The sequence below is a fragment of the Bradyrhizobium sp. USDA 327 genome (assembly GCF_041262065.1).
GTDB classification, from domain to species: domain Bacteria; phylum Pseudomonadota; class Alphaproteobacteria; order Rhizobiales; family Xanthobacteraceae; genus Bradyrhizobium; species Bradyrhizobium liaoningense.
The window spans coordinates 382,081-398,590 of sequence record NZ_JBGCCW010000001.1; the positions used below are offsets into that span (position 1 = coordinate 382,081).

8 protein-coding genes and 8 pseudogenes are annotated in these 16,510 nt (G+C 59.4%); 13 read left to right on the forward strand and 3 right to left on the reverse strand.

What is annotated here, in order from left to right:
* Positions 1-82 precede the first annotated feature (82 nt).
* The 10 genes and pseudogenes from ABIA42_RS01710 to ABIA42_RS01755 all read left to right on the forward strand — a co-directional run.
* Positions 83-916: pseudogene (locus ABIA42_RS01710) on the forward strand (transposase); the annotation flags it as partial.
* Positions 917-1,604 (forward strand): annotated as a pseudogene (locus tag ABIA42_RS01715) (IS3 family transposase); the annotation flags it as partial.
* Between the two features lie 107 nt (positions 1,605-1,711).
* A protein-coding gene (locus tag ABIA42_RS01720) for an IS5 family transposase (RefSeq protein WP_110115998.1) occupies positions 1,712-2,472 on the forward strand; the annotation gives its coding sequence in 2 pieces (ribosomal slippage) (positions 1,712-2,051 and positions 2,051-2,472; 762 coding nt in all).
* An 81-nt stretch (positions 2,473-2,553) separates the two neighbouring features.
* Positions 2,554-3,053 (forward strand): annotated as a pseudogene (locus tag ABIA42_RS01725) (IS66 family transposase zinc-finger binding domain-containing protein); the annotation flags it as partial.
* A 1,004-nt stretch (positions 3,054-4,057) separates the two neighbouring features.
* Positions 4,058-4,291, forward strand: coding sequence for a DUF2188 domain-containing protein (locus tag ABIA42_RS01730; protein WP_018648284.1), 234 nt, complete (start codon positions 4,058-4,060; stop codon positions 4,289-4,291).
* A 26-nt stretch (positions 4,292-4,317) separates the two neighbouring features.
* Positions 4,318-4,866: pseudogene (locus tag ABIA42_RS01735) on the forward strand (transposase); the annotation flags it as partial.
* Positions 4,867-5,125: 259 nt separating this feature from the next.
* A pseudogene (locus ABIA42_RS01740) lies at positions 5,126-5,583 on the forward strand (SbmA/BacA-like family transporter).
* Between the two features lie 226 nt (positions 5,584-5,809).
* Positions 5,810-6,381, forward strand: a pseudogene (locus tag ABIA42_RS01745) (transposase); the annotation flags it as partial.
* Between the two features lie 417 nt (positions 6,382-6,798).
* On the forward strand, positions 6,799-8,544 hold the full coding sequence (gene nopM, locus ABIA42_RS01750; protein WP_026312873.1) for a T3SS effector NEL-type E3 ubiquitin ligase NopM: 1,746 nt from the start codon (positions 6,799-6,801) through the stop codon (positions 8,542-8,544).
* A gap of 56 nt (positions 8,545-8,600) precedes the next feature.
* Positions 8,601-8,771 carry a hypothetical protein gene (locus tag ABIA42_RS01755; protein WP_018648285.1) on the forward strand — a complete coding sequence of 57 codons (171 nt, stop codon included), beginning with the start codon at positions 8,601-8,603 and terminating at the stop codon, positions 8,769-8,771.
* Positions 8,772-8,941: 170 nt separating this feature from the next.
* Here the strand turns inward: ABIA42_RS01755 and ABIA42_RS01760 are convergent.
* The 3 genes and pseudogenes from ABIA42_RS01760 to ABIA42_RS01770 form a co-directional block, all read right to left on the reverse strand.
* Positions 8,942-9,189: pseudogene (locus ABIA42_RS01760) on the reverse strand (IS6 family transposase); the annotation flags it as partial.
* 286 nt (positions 9,190-9,475) lie between these two features.
* The gene (locus ABIA42_RS01765; protein ID WP_063629895.1) at positions 9,476-10,063 is read right to left on the reverse strand and encodes an N-acetyltransferase; all 588 of its coding nucleotides are present in this window, start codon (positions 10,061-10,063) and stop codon (positions 9,476-9,478) included.
* 249 nt (positions 10,064-10,312) lie between these two features.
* Positions 10,313-10,972 (reverse strand): annotated as a pseudogene (locus tag ABIA42_RS01770) (IS6 family transposase).
* Positions 10,973-13,294: 2,322 nt separating this feature from the next.
* On the opposite strand from ABIA42_RS01770, the gene ABIA42_RS01775 reads away from it, so the two are divergent.
* The 3 genes from ABIA42_RS01775 (at position 13,295) to ABIA42_RS01785 (ending at position 16,394) form a co-directional block, all read left to right on the forward strand.
* Positions 13,295-14,359 (forward strand): IS630-like element ISRj1 family transposase, encoded by a 1,065-nt coding sequence (locus ABIA42_RS01775; RefSeq protein WP_011084514.1) that lies wholly within the window; start codon positions 13,295-13,297, stop codon positions 14,357-14,359.
* 17 nt (positions 14,360-14,376) lie between these two features.
* Entirely contained in the window at positions 14,377-15,213 is an 837-nt protein-coding gene (locus ABIA42_RS01780) for a hypothetical protein (protein WP_028144470.1), read from the forward strand.
* 420 nt (positions 15,214-15,633) lie between these two features.
* Positions 15,634-16,394, forward strand: a protein-coding gene (locus ABIA42_RS01785; protein WP_110115998.1) for an IS5 family transposase whose coding sequence is annotated in 2 segments (ribosomal slippage) — positions 15,634-15,973 and positions 15,973-16,394 — 762 coding nt in all. Because the reading frame shifts where the segments join, the coding sequence is not laid out codon by codon here.
* The last annotated feature ends 116 nt before the right edge of the window (positions 16,395-16,510 follow it).

The window sequence follows — 16,510 nt, forward strand, 5'->3', positions numbered from 1 at the left end:
AAGATCGCACCAAAAGCCAAGAGCCAGGCTTTCGACGCCCCCTCAAGCCTTGGTAGTGACCATCCACCTCCGCGCCACCTGGACCGGCATGCGGATTATCCGAGCCGTTGTTGCAGGCGAGCGCAATCCCGACGTGTTGGCAACCTATCGGGACGTGCGTTGTCATTCTTCGACCGAGACAATCCGCGCGGCACTGGTGGGCAACGACCGGGAAGAACATGTCTTCGCCCTCCGTCAATCGCTGGAACTATACGACGTTTACCAGGCGAAGATGCTGGACTGCGACCGCAAGCTCGAAGCCTTGATCGCCGTATTGAGCAACAAAGGGGCAAAAGCGGGCGCAAAGTTATCAAAGCCACGCGTTAAGACCAAGCAGGTCAACACACCTACCTTCGATGTCAGGGCCGCGCTGTACGGAATGCTCGGCGTCGATTTGACTGAGATCCATGGGTTAGGTCCGTCCCTCTCGCTGAAGCTCATCGGCGAGTGCGGCACGGATCTGAGGGCATGGCCGAGCGCCAAGCACTTCACCTCGTGGCGCTGCCTTGCACCGGGCAACAAAATCTCCGGCGGCAAGGTGCTGTCTTCACGCACACGAAGATCGTCCAGTCGGGCAGCCGCACTGTTGCGATTGGCGGCCACTACTGTCGGACGGAGCGATACGGCGCTCGGCGCATTCTATCGCCGGCTATCCTCACGTGCAGGCAAATCAAAGGCGGTGACGGCGACCGCCCGCAAGATCGCAGTTCTATGCTACAACACCCTGCGGCACGGCATGCCCTACAGAGATCCGGGTGCAGACCAATATGAGCGACAATATCGCAGCCGTGTGCTCGCCAACCTTCAGCGCCGAGCCAAATCACTGGGCTTCGTGTTACAGGCTCTTCCGGGGGACGCCAATCCGGCTGTTTCTTAGGAAGGCCGCAGCCTACTTCGCGAAGGAAGCGACATGAAGTTCGCCTTCGTCGCGAAGCACCGGACGATCTGGCCGGCGGCATGGCTATGCGATGCGCTGGGAGTGTCGCGGTCGGGCTTCCATGCCTGGCTCAACCGCTCTCCCAGCGCCAGATCCCGCAGCGACCAGGAGCTCGGCGGCAAGGTCAAGGCCAGCTTCGTCGCCAGCGACCGCACCTATGGCGCACGCCGGGTGTGGCGTGACCTGCTCGCCGACGGGGCGGATTGCGGCCTGCACCGGATTGAGCGGCTGATGCGCCTGCAAGGCTTGCGGGCGCGGCCGCGACGTCGGCGCTTGCCGAAGGATGACGGCGATCGACAGCTCGAGACCGTACCGGCGAACCTCCTTGACCGGCAGTTCGCCGCCGAGCGTCCCAGTACACCAGCGAGCAGTTCCAGCGCCTGATGGCCGACCACGGCATCGTTGCAGCATGAGCCGCTCCGGCAACGTCTGGGACAACGCGGCGATGGAGAGCCTCTTCTCCTCGCTCAAGACCGAGCGTACGGCCAACAAGATCTATCGAACCAGAGACGAGGCACGCGCCGATGTGTTCGACTACATCGAACGATTTTACAACACGACCCGCAGGCACTCGACCATCGGCTATCTCAGCCCGGTTGCGTTCGAGCGCAAGGTGGGATTAGCTTAACCGGGTGTCCATCAAACCGGCAGCAGCTCAAGTGAAAAGAACTAGGGTCTGTACCTAAATAGCGCCACGTGATTCTCTTGCCTACGTGTTGATTCGGGGGCGAGAGAATGCGCGCTGGTTTGTTTTGGCTGAACGACAGGCAATGGGCGCGTATCGAACCGCATCTGCCGAGGGGACTGACGGGGCCGGATCGGGACGACGACCGACGCATCGTCAGCGGCATCATTCACATGCTGCAATCGGGTGCACGATGGCGTGATTGTCCACGTGAATACGGCCCTTACACGACGATCTACAATCGCTTCAATCGCTGGGCCAAGCGAGGACGATGGTGCGCAATCTTCGAAGCGCTGGCCAAGCCTGGCGAAGACGGCGTCGTACTGTCGCTCGACTCGACCTCGATTAAAGCTCACCGGTGTGCCTCCGGCGGAAAAGGGGGGAGCACAATCAAGCAATCGGCCGCTCGCGCGGAGGCCGCACGACAAAAATCCATGCGCTGAGCGATCCGCTCTGCCGGCCGGTCGTCCTGCATCTGACTCCAGGCCAGGATGCCGATATCGCTGCGGCTCCCGATGTCCTGGCGCTCGCGCCACCCATGAGCGTGCTCCTCGCCGACAAAGGGTATGATGGCGACAAGCTTCGCGGCGAAATCATTCGTCGTGGCGCCAAGCCCGTAATCCCCAATAAATCTAACCGTGTCGTCATCCATCGCTTCAACAAACGCGCCTACAAAGGACGAAATGTCATCGAACGCTGCTTTTGCAGGCTCAAGGACTTCCGGCGCATCGCCACGCGATATGACAAGCTCGCCCGTAATTTTTTGGCCGCTGTTCATCTCGCCGCTCTCGTCGCATATTGGCTCAATTGAGTCTGGACCCTAGCTGCAGTTGCCTTTTTGATTGGCCGCGATCCGACATCGCGCTAACCCAGTAGGCCGTAAGCGTGGCGCAAGCTTGCGAAAGATGCGCAGTTCGGTCGATCGTCGGAAAGCTGGACGCTGATCAACTACAGCCTGTTTTGGAGGGCATCGAAGAGGCCGTCGCGGCTCTCGAAGCAGCCGAGGATCACGCCAATCCAAGAACCTGCGAGAAGCGAACTGCCGAGCGCAGAGCCAACCGCGGTCAGCTGCCGGAGTATTTGCCGCGCATCGTCGAGACCCTGATGCCCACTGCAACCTGCCGCCCGTGCTGCGCAGGCGTCCTTTTTGAAATTGGGAGCGATGAGAGCCAGAGGCTCGACGTCGTACCGGCGCAGTATCGCGTAATCGTCACTCGCCGGCCCAAACTGGCCTGCCGCGCTTGTCATGGCGTCGTCCTCCAGCATGCCGGGCCCGAACACTGCCCACGGAGCGGCTGGTCAGCGCATGTGATCGATGCCAAGTATCATTGGCATTTGCCGCTTTATCGCCAGGCGCAGATGTTGGCGACGCACGGCATCGCCATCGACCGTCGGCCAAGCCGGTAGTCTGATCACGTCCGCAAGCGTGGTCGGCTTGGAGTGAGCACGTCTGCATAGTCCTCGAGAGCCAACCTTCTTTCCTCGCTGATCGCGTCGGCGGCATGAAACTCGAGACCTGCGACAAGTTTCGCGGATACCTACCGCGGCGGCGTGCTGCACCGAAAGCTCGCGGTGACGCTCAATCACATCAAAAATCGTATCAAATTCAGTCGCCATGGCGCATTTGCCCCAGGCCACATTAGATCGGCACCAACCAATCCTGGTAGGTGCTTCCAGTCCTTCTCAGCGATACTGCTTGGTAGCACCCTTGGGAATTGAGCCTCTCGGGGGGCCGCGGTGGTCGGTCTCGCTTATCCAAGGGCGAAGGCTGGCCACCGAAGTTTGCAGCGCGTGGTAGGGATAAGCGCTTCCGGAGGCGTGAGCGCCGAGTCACCGCCGCCAACTTCACTGGCCGCGCGGGCGCGGTAGGGACAGCGTCGGGTTCTCACTCCCGACGGCGCCGAGTCATGTCCGCGTGCCTCCAAGTCCGCGTGTGCGCCGCGGAGTGGAGCAACCATGATGCCAAATTTATTGCCTCGTACGATCTAAAAGAGGCAAGGTCGGACCCGCACGAGCGCTTTCTTACAAATGCGATCGAGTGCGGCTGGTCTCCCGGGAGTTTGGACCCTGACGACATTCTATTTGGAGGGTTCATTTGTCGATCAAACGCAAACGGTCGCAGCACTCAACCATCAATCCAGCCTTCGACTCCAACGAGAAAGAGAGACTTGCTAGCAGCTGGGCCACATCTACGACGATTGAAGCTGCTACGTTCCGGTTCTCGTGAATAAGGGAAACTAAGGCGCGGCAGTTGGTCTCCGCGGGTACAGCAAACAGGCCAGCCTACAAGGCGCTGCTCCTTGGAGCCCACCAAATCCGGTAGTTGAGGCGACCGCGGCAGATTTGCAGAGTACGACCCCGTTTATCGATCCCAGGGGCGATGCCGGAGCAAGCTTATGGCAAGCGTTCAGTACTTCGTCACGCGCCATAAAGGCCAGTGGATGGTTGCGCTCAATTGCGAGTACTCCGGCCCCTACGCCACTGAGGAAGAGGCGATCCGCGTCGCGGTCGACGCTGCCCACAAGGAGGGAAAGGTAGGACGCGACGCTCAGGTTCTAGTTCAGGGCCATGACCACAGGTTCAGACACGAGTGGACATATGGCCAGGACCCATACCCACCGTCCGGCTAAATCGGGCTGGCGCTGGCCTTCTGGGCCGATCTCGGACACGGCCCTCAGGTGGTCACCCCGTAGTTTTGCAGCAGCGCCTTCTCGATCGCGGGCAAACAACTTGGCTTTGGCGCGCTGTCGACCAGAAAATGGCTTCGTTCTCGACGTCTTGATCCAGCGCCGAACGCGCTGCGCAGCGGCTCATGAAGAAGCTGTTGAAATACGCCGGCACGCCGCCGCGCGTGATGATCACGGACAAGCTCCGTTCGTACGGCCCTGTGAGGGCGAAGATGGGCTTTCACGTCGAACATCGCCAGCACAAAGCTCTTAACAATCGGGCCGAGATTTCTCATCAGCCGACGCGGCGACGCAAGCCGATCATGAAGGGTTTCAAATCGTCCGATCAGGCTCAACGGTTTCTGTCAGTTCACGATCAATCAGGTCGCGAACCTTTTCCACATCCCCTATCCCGGAGCCGTCACCGCCGACTTCCGTCGTGCTTCGCGCGAGCGAGCCTTTGCGACTTGGCGCGAAATCTCCGCGACAAGCCGAATCTCGAACTGAGAAGCGCCTCCTTCGGCTCGGCGGTCGATTAAGTTGACGATGCCCGACGGTCTCCTGTAATCCAAGAGGCCACAGATGCTCGGACCTCTCGTTTTTTCCCCCGACCCAAGCTGTTCTTTCTCTCGGCGATCGTTTGGACCGCACTGACGATGCTGGTCTGGTATGGCTTCGCGAGCAATCTGTTCGAAGCGCCGCAAAAGGCAGGTCGGGTTGGCGACGTTCTCGTCGGCGCCGGCTCTCTGGTTCGACCTCTATTTCGCCGCGTGCGCCGCGATATTTGCGGCTGGCTGGATGTTGGTTGCGCCGCACCCCTGGGCGACGTGGTCGATTCTTGGCTCCGCGCTAATACTGTTCACCTCCTACTTTCAGGTCCAGGTCAGCGTCGCCATCAACAGCTGGTATGGGCCATTCTATGACCTTGTCCAGGCCGCGCTTTCGAAATCGGCGCAAGTGATGGTCCAGCAGTTCTACAGCGAGTTGTCGACTTTTGCCGGCATTGCTCTTGTTGCGGTCGTGTCGGTGTGATGACGCGTTTCTTCGTCAGTCACTACATCTTCCGCTGGCGGACGGCGATGAACGATATCTATGTTGCAAGCTGGCCGCGGCTGCGCGCCATCGAAGGCGCCTCGCAGCGCGTTCAGCAGGACCCCATGCGCTTTGCGAGCGGTCGGATATTCCTTCCAGGCTGCGTTCCGCCACCGCTTCCGCGGCGCGACCAGAGCCTTCGGATGATCCTGCCATCCAGCTGATGGAAGGTATCCCTCCATTGAGGCCGCCTTGTTTGACGGACGCGAGCGCTGCAGGTCCTAGGGGTTATCCTAGCATTACAGTTGCCTTTTTAGGAGATGTCTGAATCTATGGACACCATGATTCGGAGGTCGTGGACGCCAGCAGCGTCGATCGAGGAGACGCTTGCGTTGTGGGCGGCGTCGCTTCCAGAGATCAAGAAATGGATACGTCCGTTGTTCACGCAAGAGAGATGGCGTCACCTTGGCTGGCTGCTGGTCACACAGCCGGCGCAAGTTCTATGAGCTGCATGTTGCAGGAAGCTTGAAAGTGGCAACGGCGACGGTCGAGCGGATGGCGAAGCTCTGGCAGGTCGAGAAGACCATACGCGGTCAAAGCCCCGACGTAGGCGTTGCCGCGCGCCAGCAAGCCTCCACAGCGGTCGTCGCAGATCTCTTCGATCTCTGGCAGCAGACATTGCGGCGGATTTCCGGAAAATCAAAGCTGGCTGAGGCAATCCGCTATGCCGTCTCGCGCCGTGCCATCTTCGAACGCTTCCAGACTGATGGTTCGCATCGAGCTCGACTCCAACATCGTTGAACGCGCCATCTGACCACAAACAATTACGAGAAAGAATAGCCTCTTTGCCGGTAGCGACGGCGGCGGACGAACCTGGGCGAACCATCGCAACACTGCTGCAGACAGCAAAGATGAATAACGTCGATCCGTGCGCCTGGCTCAGCCTAACGCCTCAGCGTATCGCCAACGGCTGGCCGAGCGGCGAAATCGACGCGCTTATGCCATGGAACCACGCCGCCTGACGGCCGCAGCTTGCCGCTTACCCTTCGACCGAGTACGTGGCAACGAAGAGTGGCAGACGCTCCGAACGCGTAAGCGCTGGCGGTGCCCATGCCAAGGCAATGGGGGCCAAGCTGGTCTTTGCGAAGCTTGACCGGTTCAACCTCAAACCGGGCTTGCTTCGGTCACCGCTGGCAACCGGCGACCCGGGGTTCTGCAGCGACATTCGTCAGCTTATCGACAGGTAGGCCTGCTAAGGGCAGAACGCTGCCACGTTGACGGCCCTCCGGGACTTATCTGGTCAACGAAATGGCAGGAAGCCTCGCAGCAGTATCGATCCATTTGCGCGTTTGGGCTCGTGTGAACAATGATCATGACACCCGGCCTGCTTCGCGACCTTGAGGAGCGGGGGTATTCTTGTTTTGGCGATGGAGATATTGATGAACACAGGACAGGCTCAGTGGAGTGCAGGTTCTTCCTCGGCCGCTTCTGAAGAGGGGGAGCAGGAAAGTTACCTCAGCGGCTTCAGCCGAGCCGTGGCGGATTTGCTCGAAGCCATGACAGGATATCGGACCCCGGCCTCCGCGCGCGCGCAGTTGCTGGACAACTGGGCGGCCGAAGAGGGGCAGGGCGAAGCCGAGAATCGGCGACAGGGACGCGCACGAATTAGGGGGGCGGACAACACTGGCTCGCACTCGCTGGATTTGTCCTCCCTCTCCCTGACCGCTTTGCCCGCCGCCCTGCCGCCAAGATTGCTGGAACTGCGCGCCAGGCACAACGAGCTAAGCAGCCTGCCCGCTAGCTTCCCACCCGGTCTTCAGCATCTTCTCATTAGCCATAACCGGTTGATCAGTTTGCCGGACGCTCTTCCGGCGACCCTCTCTCGGCTGGAGGTGGCCGATAACAGCTTGACCAGTCTGCCGGCCAACCTTCCGGCTGGGCTCGAGATCCTGAACGCAAGCGACAACCGACTAACTAGCCTGCCGGACGCTCTCCCGAGCAGGCTCACCTCGCTCGCGGTTAGTGGCAATCAGCTGACCGACCTCCCCGACTACCTCCCATCGGGGCTCATTGAACTCGATGTCAGCAGCAATCAATTGGCCGACCTCCCCGCCCCCCTTCCGAGCACCCTCCAATCGCTCAATCTCAGCGGTAACCGGCTGACCAGCCTGCCTGAGGATCTTCTTGAGGGGCGTGTACCGAATCTTAGTCTCAGCTACCCGCATTTGGAGAACCTCGAGTTCGGGGATAACCCGCTGCCGGACGACGTCCTCGCTAATCTGGCGACGGCTGAAGCGCCACCGCAGCTTGCGCAGCAATCTCTATATGAGGCTGCCGCGCAATGGCTCGCAGACGACCCGGCGACGCTGGCCAAATGGCAGCACTTTGCGGATGAGCCAGGCGCCCAGGACTACGCGCAGTTCCTGGAGAGGCTACGAGAGACCGTGAACTACGGCAATGACGAGTTTCGGCAGGCAGTGGCTGATGATCTGCAGCAGGCGGCCGCCAATCCGACATTGCGCGAGCAGTTCTTTGCGCAGGCGTCCGAGGCCAACGCGAGCTGCGAGGATCGTGTCACCTTGCACTGGAATGGTATGCAGACCGCGCGCCTCAACGCTGACGTCGAGGACGGGGTATATGACGATCGGCTTGGCGATCTGATCCAGCGCGGCCGTGTCGCCTTCCGCTTGGAGGCGTTGGACGAGATCGCGCGCGACAGGATCAACTCGCTCGCCAGCGGCAACCCGAACGTAGACGACATCGAAGTCTACCTGGCCTATCAACATCGGCTGCGCGAGCCGCTGGAGCTCAGTCACGTCGCCCCTGACATGCGCTTCCTGGCGGTCTCTCACGTAAGCGAGGATGATGCGACGGAGGCGCTCGACCTGGTCCGGGAGCGGGAAGCAAGCCAGTTCACCGACTTCATGGCAAGCCGCTGGCAACCCTGGGAGACGGTGCTGAGGCGCATCGCTCCAGACGAACATGCAGCGATGCAAGACCGGCTCGTCGAAGCCATGGGCGAAGAGTTCCAAAGCCGTCTGGATCAGCGACTGGCCGAACATGGTCTGGTGGGCGACGTCGATGCCGAGCGGGTGCTCGGAGCCCAAGTCCGAAACCAAATCGCAGGCGAGATCAAAGGCGAGGTCATGCACCGGCTGCTCGCAGAGCGCGGCCTAGAACAATAAGACTTCGCAACAGTCCCGCGGGGATATTCTTCGTTGCTCTGTGGCGCTGCCTCAAGATGGATCCTGCAATCGACATCATCTTTGAGCTGACGATTGCCGATTGGCGCTCGAGCGAGGAGGCTGAGGCGCGGCCCGTTGAGGCAGCACGCATCTACCGCCGTGAAGATCGCACGGTGTGCGGCAGCATGAAATGGTCGGCGCGCAGCCTCATTGCCGATTCCTTGTAAGACGGGATGCCCGGGCCTTCTACCGGGCTGCGGAATGCTCCGCCGGAATTCTGTCGTGACCGCGCGCCGCCTTTGCTTCGTACTCGTCCTCGGGCGAGCGAAATCGACGCGTCAACAACCGGCTTTGATCATCGCGATTGTCGCGGTCGGTCAAGTGCATGCTCTCAGTCGTTTGAACGAGCGGGAGCGCGCGAGCGGATCCATCGGAGAACGCATTGCCGAAGTTTTCGTCTTACTGGCGCACGATTTCATAGGTCACGCCAATGCCACGCGCCGCCAGCACTTCAGCACGTCCTCGACCATGCGCAAGCTTGAGAGGAAGCCGGAAATACAACCAAGCGGCATAGCTGATTACTTCCGGTGGGAAGCGATGGCGGCGATAAAGAGGGGTCCGGGCGGTCGGCGTGCTGGTCGTCACCACCCCCTCGGCGGCTCCAATTCGTTAACTTAACGCCATCCAGAGTCTTCCGAAGCCGTCGACCAGATGTGTCTCGATCAGTCTGCTGTCTTCCTCATTTAGACGGCCCGGCTTGTCGAACAGCGTCAGCGGAATGGTAGCTTCCCGACATCATGGAGCATCGCCGCGAGCCCGAGTCGCCCCAATACTTGCTGGCGGAATAATCAGCGCCGCCGCAGACAATACGTAAGCAGTGCTGAAAGGTGGCCCTCGTGAGCCAATGCGAACACAGGCTTTGAATTTCGCTTTATTTGGCTGCTCGCAACATTGGCGTGAGCGGCGGCGAAGAACCATGTTGTATTTTGCCAATGACCTCGAAGCCGTGGCTTTGATAAAAGGGGATGTGATCGGGATTCGAGCTTTCCAGATAGGCGGTAATGCCCTGCTCATCGCATCGTTGAAGAGCGTATTTCATCAACAATGTGCCAAGTCCTTGTCCGACCCAGTTCGGATCGGCCGCGATGAGAGGCAGGTACCAATGCGGCTCGGACGGATGATGTTCGGCCATTTCCTGCCGCAGGAGCGCCATATCTTCGGTGATCGCCGGGTTCAGGGACAGCGCCATTATTTCGTCTAACGCGGACTCGTCTTGCTGCACGCCAGGCGGCAGCCACAGGGCTGCGGCGCGGATCCCTTCCGTGACGTATGCTGTGCCGTGCTCGAATGCTGGTCCACCAGAGGCGTTAACGAACCGAGGCATGCTCCGAAGATATTGGCTTGCGTCAGGCCAACTCCACCGCATCAATGGATCGGCGGCAAAGCCGAGCACAATTGTCCAGACGGTGCTTGTTCGAATGTTTGCATTCGCACATTTGATATCCGACTCCGCCGGCATAATGTGGGTTCCAAATTTTCTGTCTACCTGTCAGAGTTACGTGGCACGACATAAAGAAGACGTGGCCGATCACCAGATTCCTGATATCGACCGGCTGCACCTGGGTTCTGCCCGCTGATGGTCATGTTCCGTAACGACTCAGAATAGATCCATCGCCCGGCACCGGCTCGCCGTGCTCAGCTTCCGGAGCGCTTTTTCATCACTGCAATCCCTGTGCCATACTGAATGTCGAGCGACGGCATCGTCAACTTAACCGACCGCTGAGCTGAAGGAGGCGCTTCTCAAAGGTTCGAGATTCGGCGATAGCGCTTGTCATGGAGATCTCGCGCCAAGTCGCAAAGGCTCGCTCGTGCCAAGCACGACGGAAGTCGGCAGTCAGGGCTCCGGGATAGGGGATGTGGAAAAGGTTCGAGACCTGATCGTGAACTGACAGAAATCGGTGGGCCTGGAGGAGTTGAAACGCATCATGATCCGCTCGCGTCGTCGCGTCGGCTGATGAGAATTCTCGGCCCGATTGTTGAGAACTTTGTGCTGGCGATGTTCGACCCAAAGGCCCGTCTTTGCCCTCGCAGCGCCGTACGAACGAAGCTTGTCCGTGATCATCACGCGCGGCGGCGTGCCGGCGGATTTCAAGAGCTTCTTCCTGAGCCGCTGCGCAGCGCGCGAGTCTCTTCCGCGCTGGATCAAGACGTCGAGAACGAAGCCATTCTGGTCGACAGCGCGCCAGAGCTAATGTTGTTCGCCCGCGATCGAGATAACGATCTCGTCCAGATGCCATTTGTCACCGCGAGCGGGAGCGCGCTCGCGGACCGATCGGAGAACGCCTTGCCGAATTTCGGTCCCCACTGGCGCACGGCTTCATAGGTCAACAGTGCCACGCGCCTCCAGCATTTCCTCGACTATGCGCAAGCTTAAGGGAAACGGGAACTACAACCAAACGGCATATTGACGCCGCCCCGGTGGGCTGCGCCGACAGACTTTCAGCGGTTGCGCAAAAGTACGGTGCACTGCGTGAGCGGGCTGGTGAGCTCGAAATGACGCTGCAACGGAGCCGGACGGCGCGGTCGCGGCCATCTCGTTTGAGCATTCACGGTCGCAAATCGACGCAGAGCGCGGCCCAACCCAAACAACGTCGACTGGTAGAGAAGCGTTCGCCTGAGCTGAACTTCTTGACGGTGGGGCGGCCGCGAGTCACCGGACCCGGATTAACGAAGGTCGTCGAACGGCCCACGAAACCCTCGCCAAGGCGTGGGAGGCGAAATCCGCTGCTGCTGGCGCGTTCCAGTCGGCGAGCGCTCGCTGCGAGGAAGCTGCCGCGGGAATGGAGGCCGCGAAGAATCGCCGCGCTTCAGCCGAAGGGGCCTTCAATATGGCCTGTCAGGATATCGCCCGGTCGCAGGGTCAGGTGTTCCCGCTGATTGCCACCGACCCGGCTGTGTCCAGAGCGCTACGAACACGAACTCAAGAGCTCGACCGAACCGTAAATGATACGGACGCCGCCGTCCTGATGCGTCGGGACGACCTGGAGAGATCGCTGGAAGGGCTGACGCGGAGGCATCGACTGACGCCGTTGCAACCCTGACAACGGAAATCGATGCTCAACGAGCTGCCGATTGGCGTGATGCATGTCCCGGGCGCGGGAATTCAGGACAATCTGGGCGACAAGGCGAAGAAGCTCGGCATCCCGGTCTGAAAATTCGGCGGCGCGTGAGCGCCGCAAATTTCTACTACCCGACTTGAGCGACGAAATCGCGCAACTTTCGCTCCGCTTCCTCCGCCGCCTTCTCTACGGCAGGAAAGATCGTGGCCCACACCTCAGCCAACTCCGGAAACTCCATTCGCGCCTCGGCCGGGTTTCAGCGGTAGGGAAATTTGTCGTACCACGTCACTCTTTCGACGCTTGAGGGTCAGAAGCGCTACGCTTCCGCTTTTCAGTTCAACAGCAGCAGCTGTGAGCGCCAGAACCTCTGAGACACGGCCGCCACTTTGCAATAGCACCGTATAGGAAAGTCGGCGTGCAGGATCGAGCCCTTGTGCCGCGCGACGGAAGCGACGGCGCTCCGGTAGTGTCAGGTATTGTCGAATACCCGATGTCGAAAAATAGAGCGAGCTCTCCGCACAAGGGAGCCGGGGGGCTCGCGGTCGAGCGGACGATTGATTTCACAGATGGTAGATGGACTGCCGCTGTCCTTAAATGAGGAGGGGAAATGTCGCGTCCCGTATTCGTCGTAGGATTGATTGCAGTCTGCTCCTTCTTTCTTTGCCACCATAGACCGCAGCACAGGGAGAGCTGTGCGATCCGTGCCTACGCTCAGGTGAGAAATGCTGCGGTCTGCAGCCGTCTGGTTCGGCGCGCGTTCAATGTAGCGTCGGTTATGGATACGAGCGCACCGGCGGCGAACGTCGCTGTCGCCAGAACCAGCGGAAGTGTTCTCGCCACTGACAGAGCGACAATACACTCCTGACGTGGTGCCTTGGAAAAAGATGCCCCATGAAAATGGGAGCGCAGTCCCCTGCGCTCCGGTCGTTCTTACCATATACGGAAACGGTCACGCTGCCCGTTGCATCACAGCTGTAGCTCTGATCATCGCTAAAGTTCTGATGACAATATTTGGACTATGGACCGGGATGCCACCCCTTCTTGCGCAGCGTGTTGTCAGAACTTTAACAGAGTCGATTGTCAGCTCTGAAACAATGTCTGACTTCCGACGCTACAAACATTCGTAGAAGACGCAGAGCAGCTGCGATTTTCATCGACACGTCCCTTGCTTGGTTCGCGGACGAACATCTCGGATCGCTTTTCCAGGGGGGGGTGCTGAAGGTTGCCTTCTCGCGTGTCGCCACGAGCGCCGTGGTCGTCAGCTTACTCTGAGGCAACATGAAACTAGGCTTCAAGCAATAAGGTCGCGTTGGCTTGGCGTCTCCGCCCTCAGCGGTCGGACTTATCAGACGTGATGCCGACGGCCATTTGTTCTTAGGACATCGAGATTGTCGATCTGCTCAGCAAGGGGTTTATACCCGGACGTCGTTTGGCGAACGCAAGTGACAAGCGTCCGCAAACAAAAGGGGCCTTTGGCATGAATGTGGCATCAGGGCTCAGTGCAGGGCGGACATCGGTTAGCACGTGATGCCCCATAACATCGGGGTGAAGGAACTTCTGATGAGGGCCGTATCGATTGAGTTCACTAGTACCCACTTTTCTTGGAACGTGAGTCGTGATTCAAGGTCGGGATGATACCCGAAGCAAGAGAAGTCCACCTTTCGAGGAAAGATCGCAAGGTGCTTGAGGCGTGCTGTCGCTCACCGGTGACGTTGCAGCGCGATTTGAAGCGGGCGCGGATAGTTCTGTTGGCGGCGGATGGGCGCAGCACCCGGTCGATCGCCAAGGAAGTTGGGGTCCAGCCGCGGATTGTCAGCCTTTGGCGGCATCGCTATGCCGACCATGGCCTTGAAGGGCTGCAAGACAAGCCGCGGCCTGGCAAGCAGCCGATCTATACGAAGACGACCGACAAGCGGATTCTGAAGCTGCTGGATAAGCCGCCACCGCAAGGGTTTGCGCGCTGGACCGGCCCCCTGCTGGCCGAGGCGCTGGGCGATGTCGATGTCCAATATGTCTGGCGGTTCCTGCGCAGCCACAAGATTGACCTGGTGGCTCGCAAGTCCTGGTGCGAGAGCAACGACCCGAACTTTACGGCCAAAGCCGCCGATGTTGTCGGCCTCTATGTCGCGCCGCCGGCGAAGGCCATTGTGCTGTGCGTGGACGAGAAGCCCTCGATCCAGGCTTTGGAGCGAGCGCAGGGTTATCTGAAGTTGCCCAATGGCCGCGCCTTAACCGGCCAAAGCCACGATTACAAGCGGCATGGCACCACAACATTGTTTGCGGCGCTCGAAGTCGCCACCGGAAAGATCATCGCGACCCATTCAAAACGCCGGCGCCGCGTCGAGTTTCTCGATTTCATGAACAGCGTCACCGCGACTTTTCCGAACCGCAAGCTTCACGTCATCCTCGACAACCTCAACACCCATAAAAAGAACGAGGACTGGCTCAAGGCCCACCCCAACGTGCAATTTCATTTCACGCCGACAAGTGCGTCATGGCTCAATCAGGTCGAAGTATGGTTTTCCATCTTGCAGGGGCAGTCGCTCAGCGGCACCTCCTTCACGAGCCTCAAGCAGCTTCAGGAACACATCGATGCCTACGTCAACGCATACAACGACAGAGCCGAGCCCTTCGTCTGGACCAAGAAAAAGGTCCGTCAACGCCGTTTCAAAGGCCGCCGTATCACTCAGCTCTGATTCCGGGTACTAGGCTGGTGTTTTTGTACTTCGTGAGCGTGCTTGCGGCCTTGCTTTTGCTGGTGGTGAGCAACCGCGGAGCCATGGCAAAACGCTCCGGCTATCGGAGTGATTGTGCCGGGATGCTGATTGTTTCTTCCATCCTACTTGTTGATAATTTTCAGTCGGAATGCCAAGCCCTCCATCTTTTCAGTGACAACCAGCCCATACGAGGGGAGCTCTTTGAGCGGGGTGCGGATCTGTTCAGCTTCAATGGGGCTAATGCGGGTGCACCGTGCAACGCTGTATTGGCTCCTGTGATTCTTCCAGCGCCCTCGCGTCTGCGCTATCGATCGATGACGCTGAGCAGTGACGAGCCGTCAAATTATCCCGACGAAGACGTTCTAAAGAGGAGAGCAGACAAAGGGCCTCGAGTGGCGTCGTTCGCTCCTGCAAGATCGTTCCGGCAGAATGGTCCGGCTCTCCGTGCGGAGGCGCCTGTCGGTTCGATGCTGATGCAGAGGCTAGTTTCTTTGGCATCTCATAGTTTTACGACCTCGGCCGGGGTCAAAATTAGCTTCACGTTGATTATGGCGTCAAACCCGAGCGGTACTGCTTTTGGTCCACAGGTCTTAATGGATGCCGACAGTAAAGCTTTGGTCTGCGAGATCTCGCCCATGGATGCGGAAAGCATCTCTGCGTTTCGGCACTCGCTGGCGCAAGCCTTTGTTCAACAAGCGGCGAATCCCGGTGGGGGGCTCCCGAGCAAGGATGTCGATGATTTGTTTGCGAACAACTGGGCTGCTAATGCAACAAATGGCATTATGGGCGGTTGCCTGCTCGGGAATAATAATGAAAGCGGAAGGATAGTGTAGCGCAGCACATGGGTTGTCACGAACTCCACGAACGAGTCCGGGCCGCCAGATCCGGAATGTCCCTCTTCAACTCCTGTAACAGGAGGGCGTAATTCGCCCGATATGCTCGTCGCCCAGCCATTCCATGTCGTCGAGCACCGCCCGCTGGCCGTGGAGCGAGCCGAATTGAAAAGTGCAGTGCCTGCCGTCGCTTGATAATCGTGTGGACGCGTCGGGTTGCGGGCCATTAGCGGACAACTGGCAGGCAGCTCTTCATAGCTTAGGCGTCGGCGATCGACCATCTGGTCCGTCCCATCGAACACAGGCGGCGCGCCCTCATCAATTGCCATCTGGGCTGACGAGCGCTTGCGCGCACTAGGGTCTGTACCTAAATAGCGCCACGTGATTCTCTTGCCTACGTGTTGATTCGGGGGCGAGAGAATGCGCGCTGGTTTGTTTTGGCTGAACGACAGGCAATGGGCGCGTATCGAACCGCATCTGCCGAGGGGACTGACGGGGCCGGATCGGGACGACGACCGACGCATCGTCAGCGGCATCATTCACATGCTGCAATCGGGTGCACGATGGCGTGATTGTCCACGTGAATACGGCCCTTACACGACGATCTACAATCGCTTCAATCGCTGGGCCAAGCGAGGACGATGGTGCGCAATCTTCGAAGCGCTGGCCAAGCCTGGCGAAGACGGCGTCGTACTGTCGCTCGACTCGACCTCGATTAAAGCTCACCGGTGTGCCTCCGGCGGAAAAGGGGGGAGCACAATCAAGCAATCGGCCGCTCGCGCGGAGGCCGCACGACAAAAATCCATGCGCTGAGCGATCCGCTCTGCCGGCCGGTCGTCCTGCATCTGACTCCAGGCCAGGATGCCGATATCGCTGCGGCTCCCGATGTCCTGGCGCTCGCGCCACCCATGAGCGTGCTCCTCGCCGACAAAGGGTATGATGGCGACAAGCTTCGCGGCGAAATCATTCGTCGTGGCGCCAAGCCCGTAATCCCCAATAAATCTAACCGTGTCGTCATCCATCGCTTCAACAAACGCGCCTACAAAGGACGAAATGTCATCGAACGCTGCTTTTGCAGGCTCAAGGACTTCCGGCGCATCGCCACGCGATATGACAAGCTCGCCCGTAATTTTTTGGCCGCTGTTCATCTCGCCGCTCTCGTCGCATATTGGCTCAATTGAGTCTGGACCCTAGTGCAATCGTGCGTTCCACCAACTACCGATATCACTGCCAAGGACTCGATTGTCTGGTTCGGACCAATGTCCACAACCGGACGCATGTACCATGAACAAACCCG

What these genes read in the sequence shown, in the direction of transcription:
- ABIA42_RS01730 (WP_018648284.1), top strand. Translation starts at nt 4,058, where the DNA reads ATGGCAAGCGTTCAGTACTTCGTCACGCGCCATAAAGGCCAGTGGATG.
- nopM (WP_026312873.1), top strand. Translation starts at nt 6,799, where the DNA reads ATGAACACAGGACAGGCTCAGTGGAGTGCAGGTTCTTCCTCGGCCGCT.
- ABIA42_RS01755 (WP_018648285.1), top strand. Translation starts at nt 8,601, where the DNA reads ATGGATCCTGCAATCGACATCATCTTTGAGCTGACGATTGCCGATTGG.
- ABIA42_RS01765 (WP_063629895.1), bottom strand. Translation starts at nt 10,063, where the DNA reads ATGCCGGCGGAGTCGGATATCAAATGTGCGAATGCAAACATTCGAACA.
- ABIA42_RS01775 (WP_011084514.1), top strand. Translation starts at nt 13,295, where the DNA reads ATGATACCCGAAGCAAGAGAAGTCCACCTTTCGAGGAAAGATCGCAAG.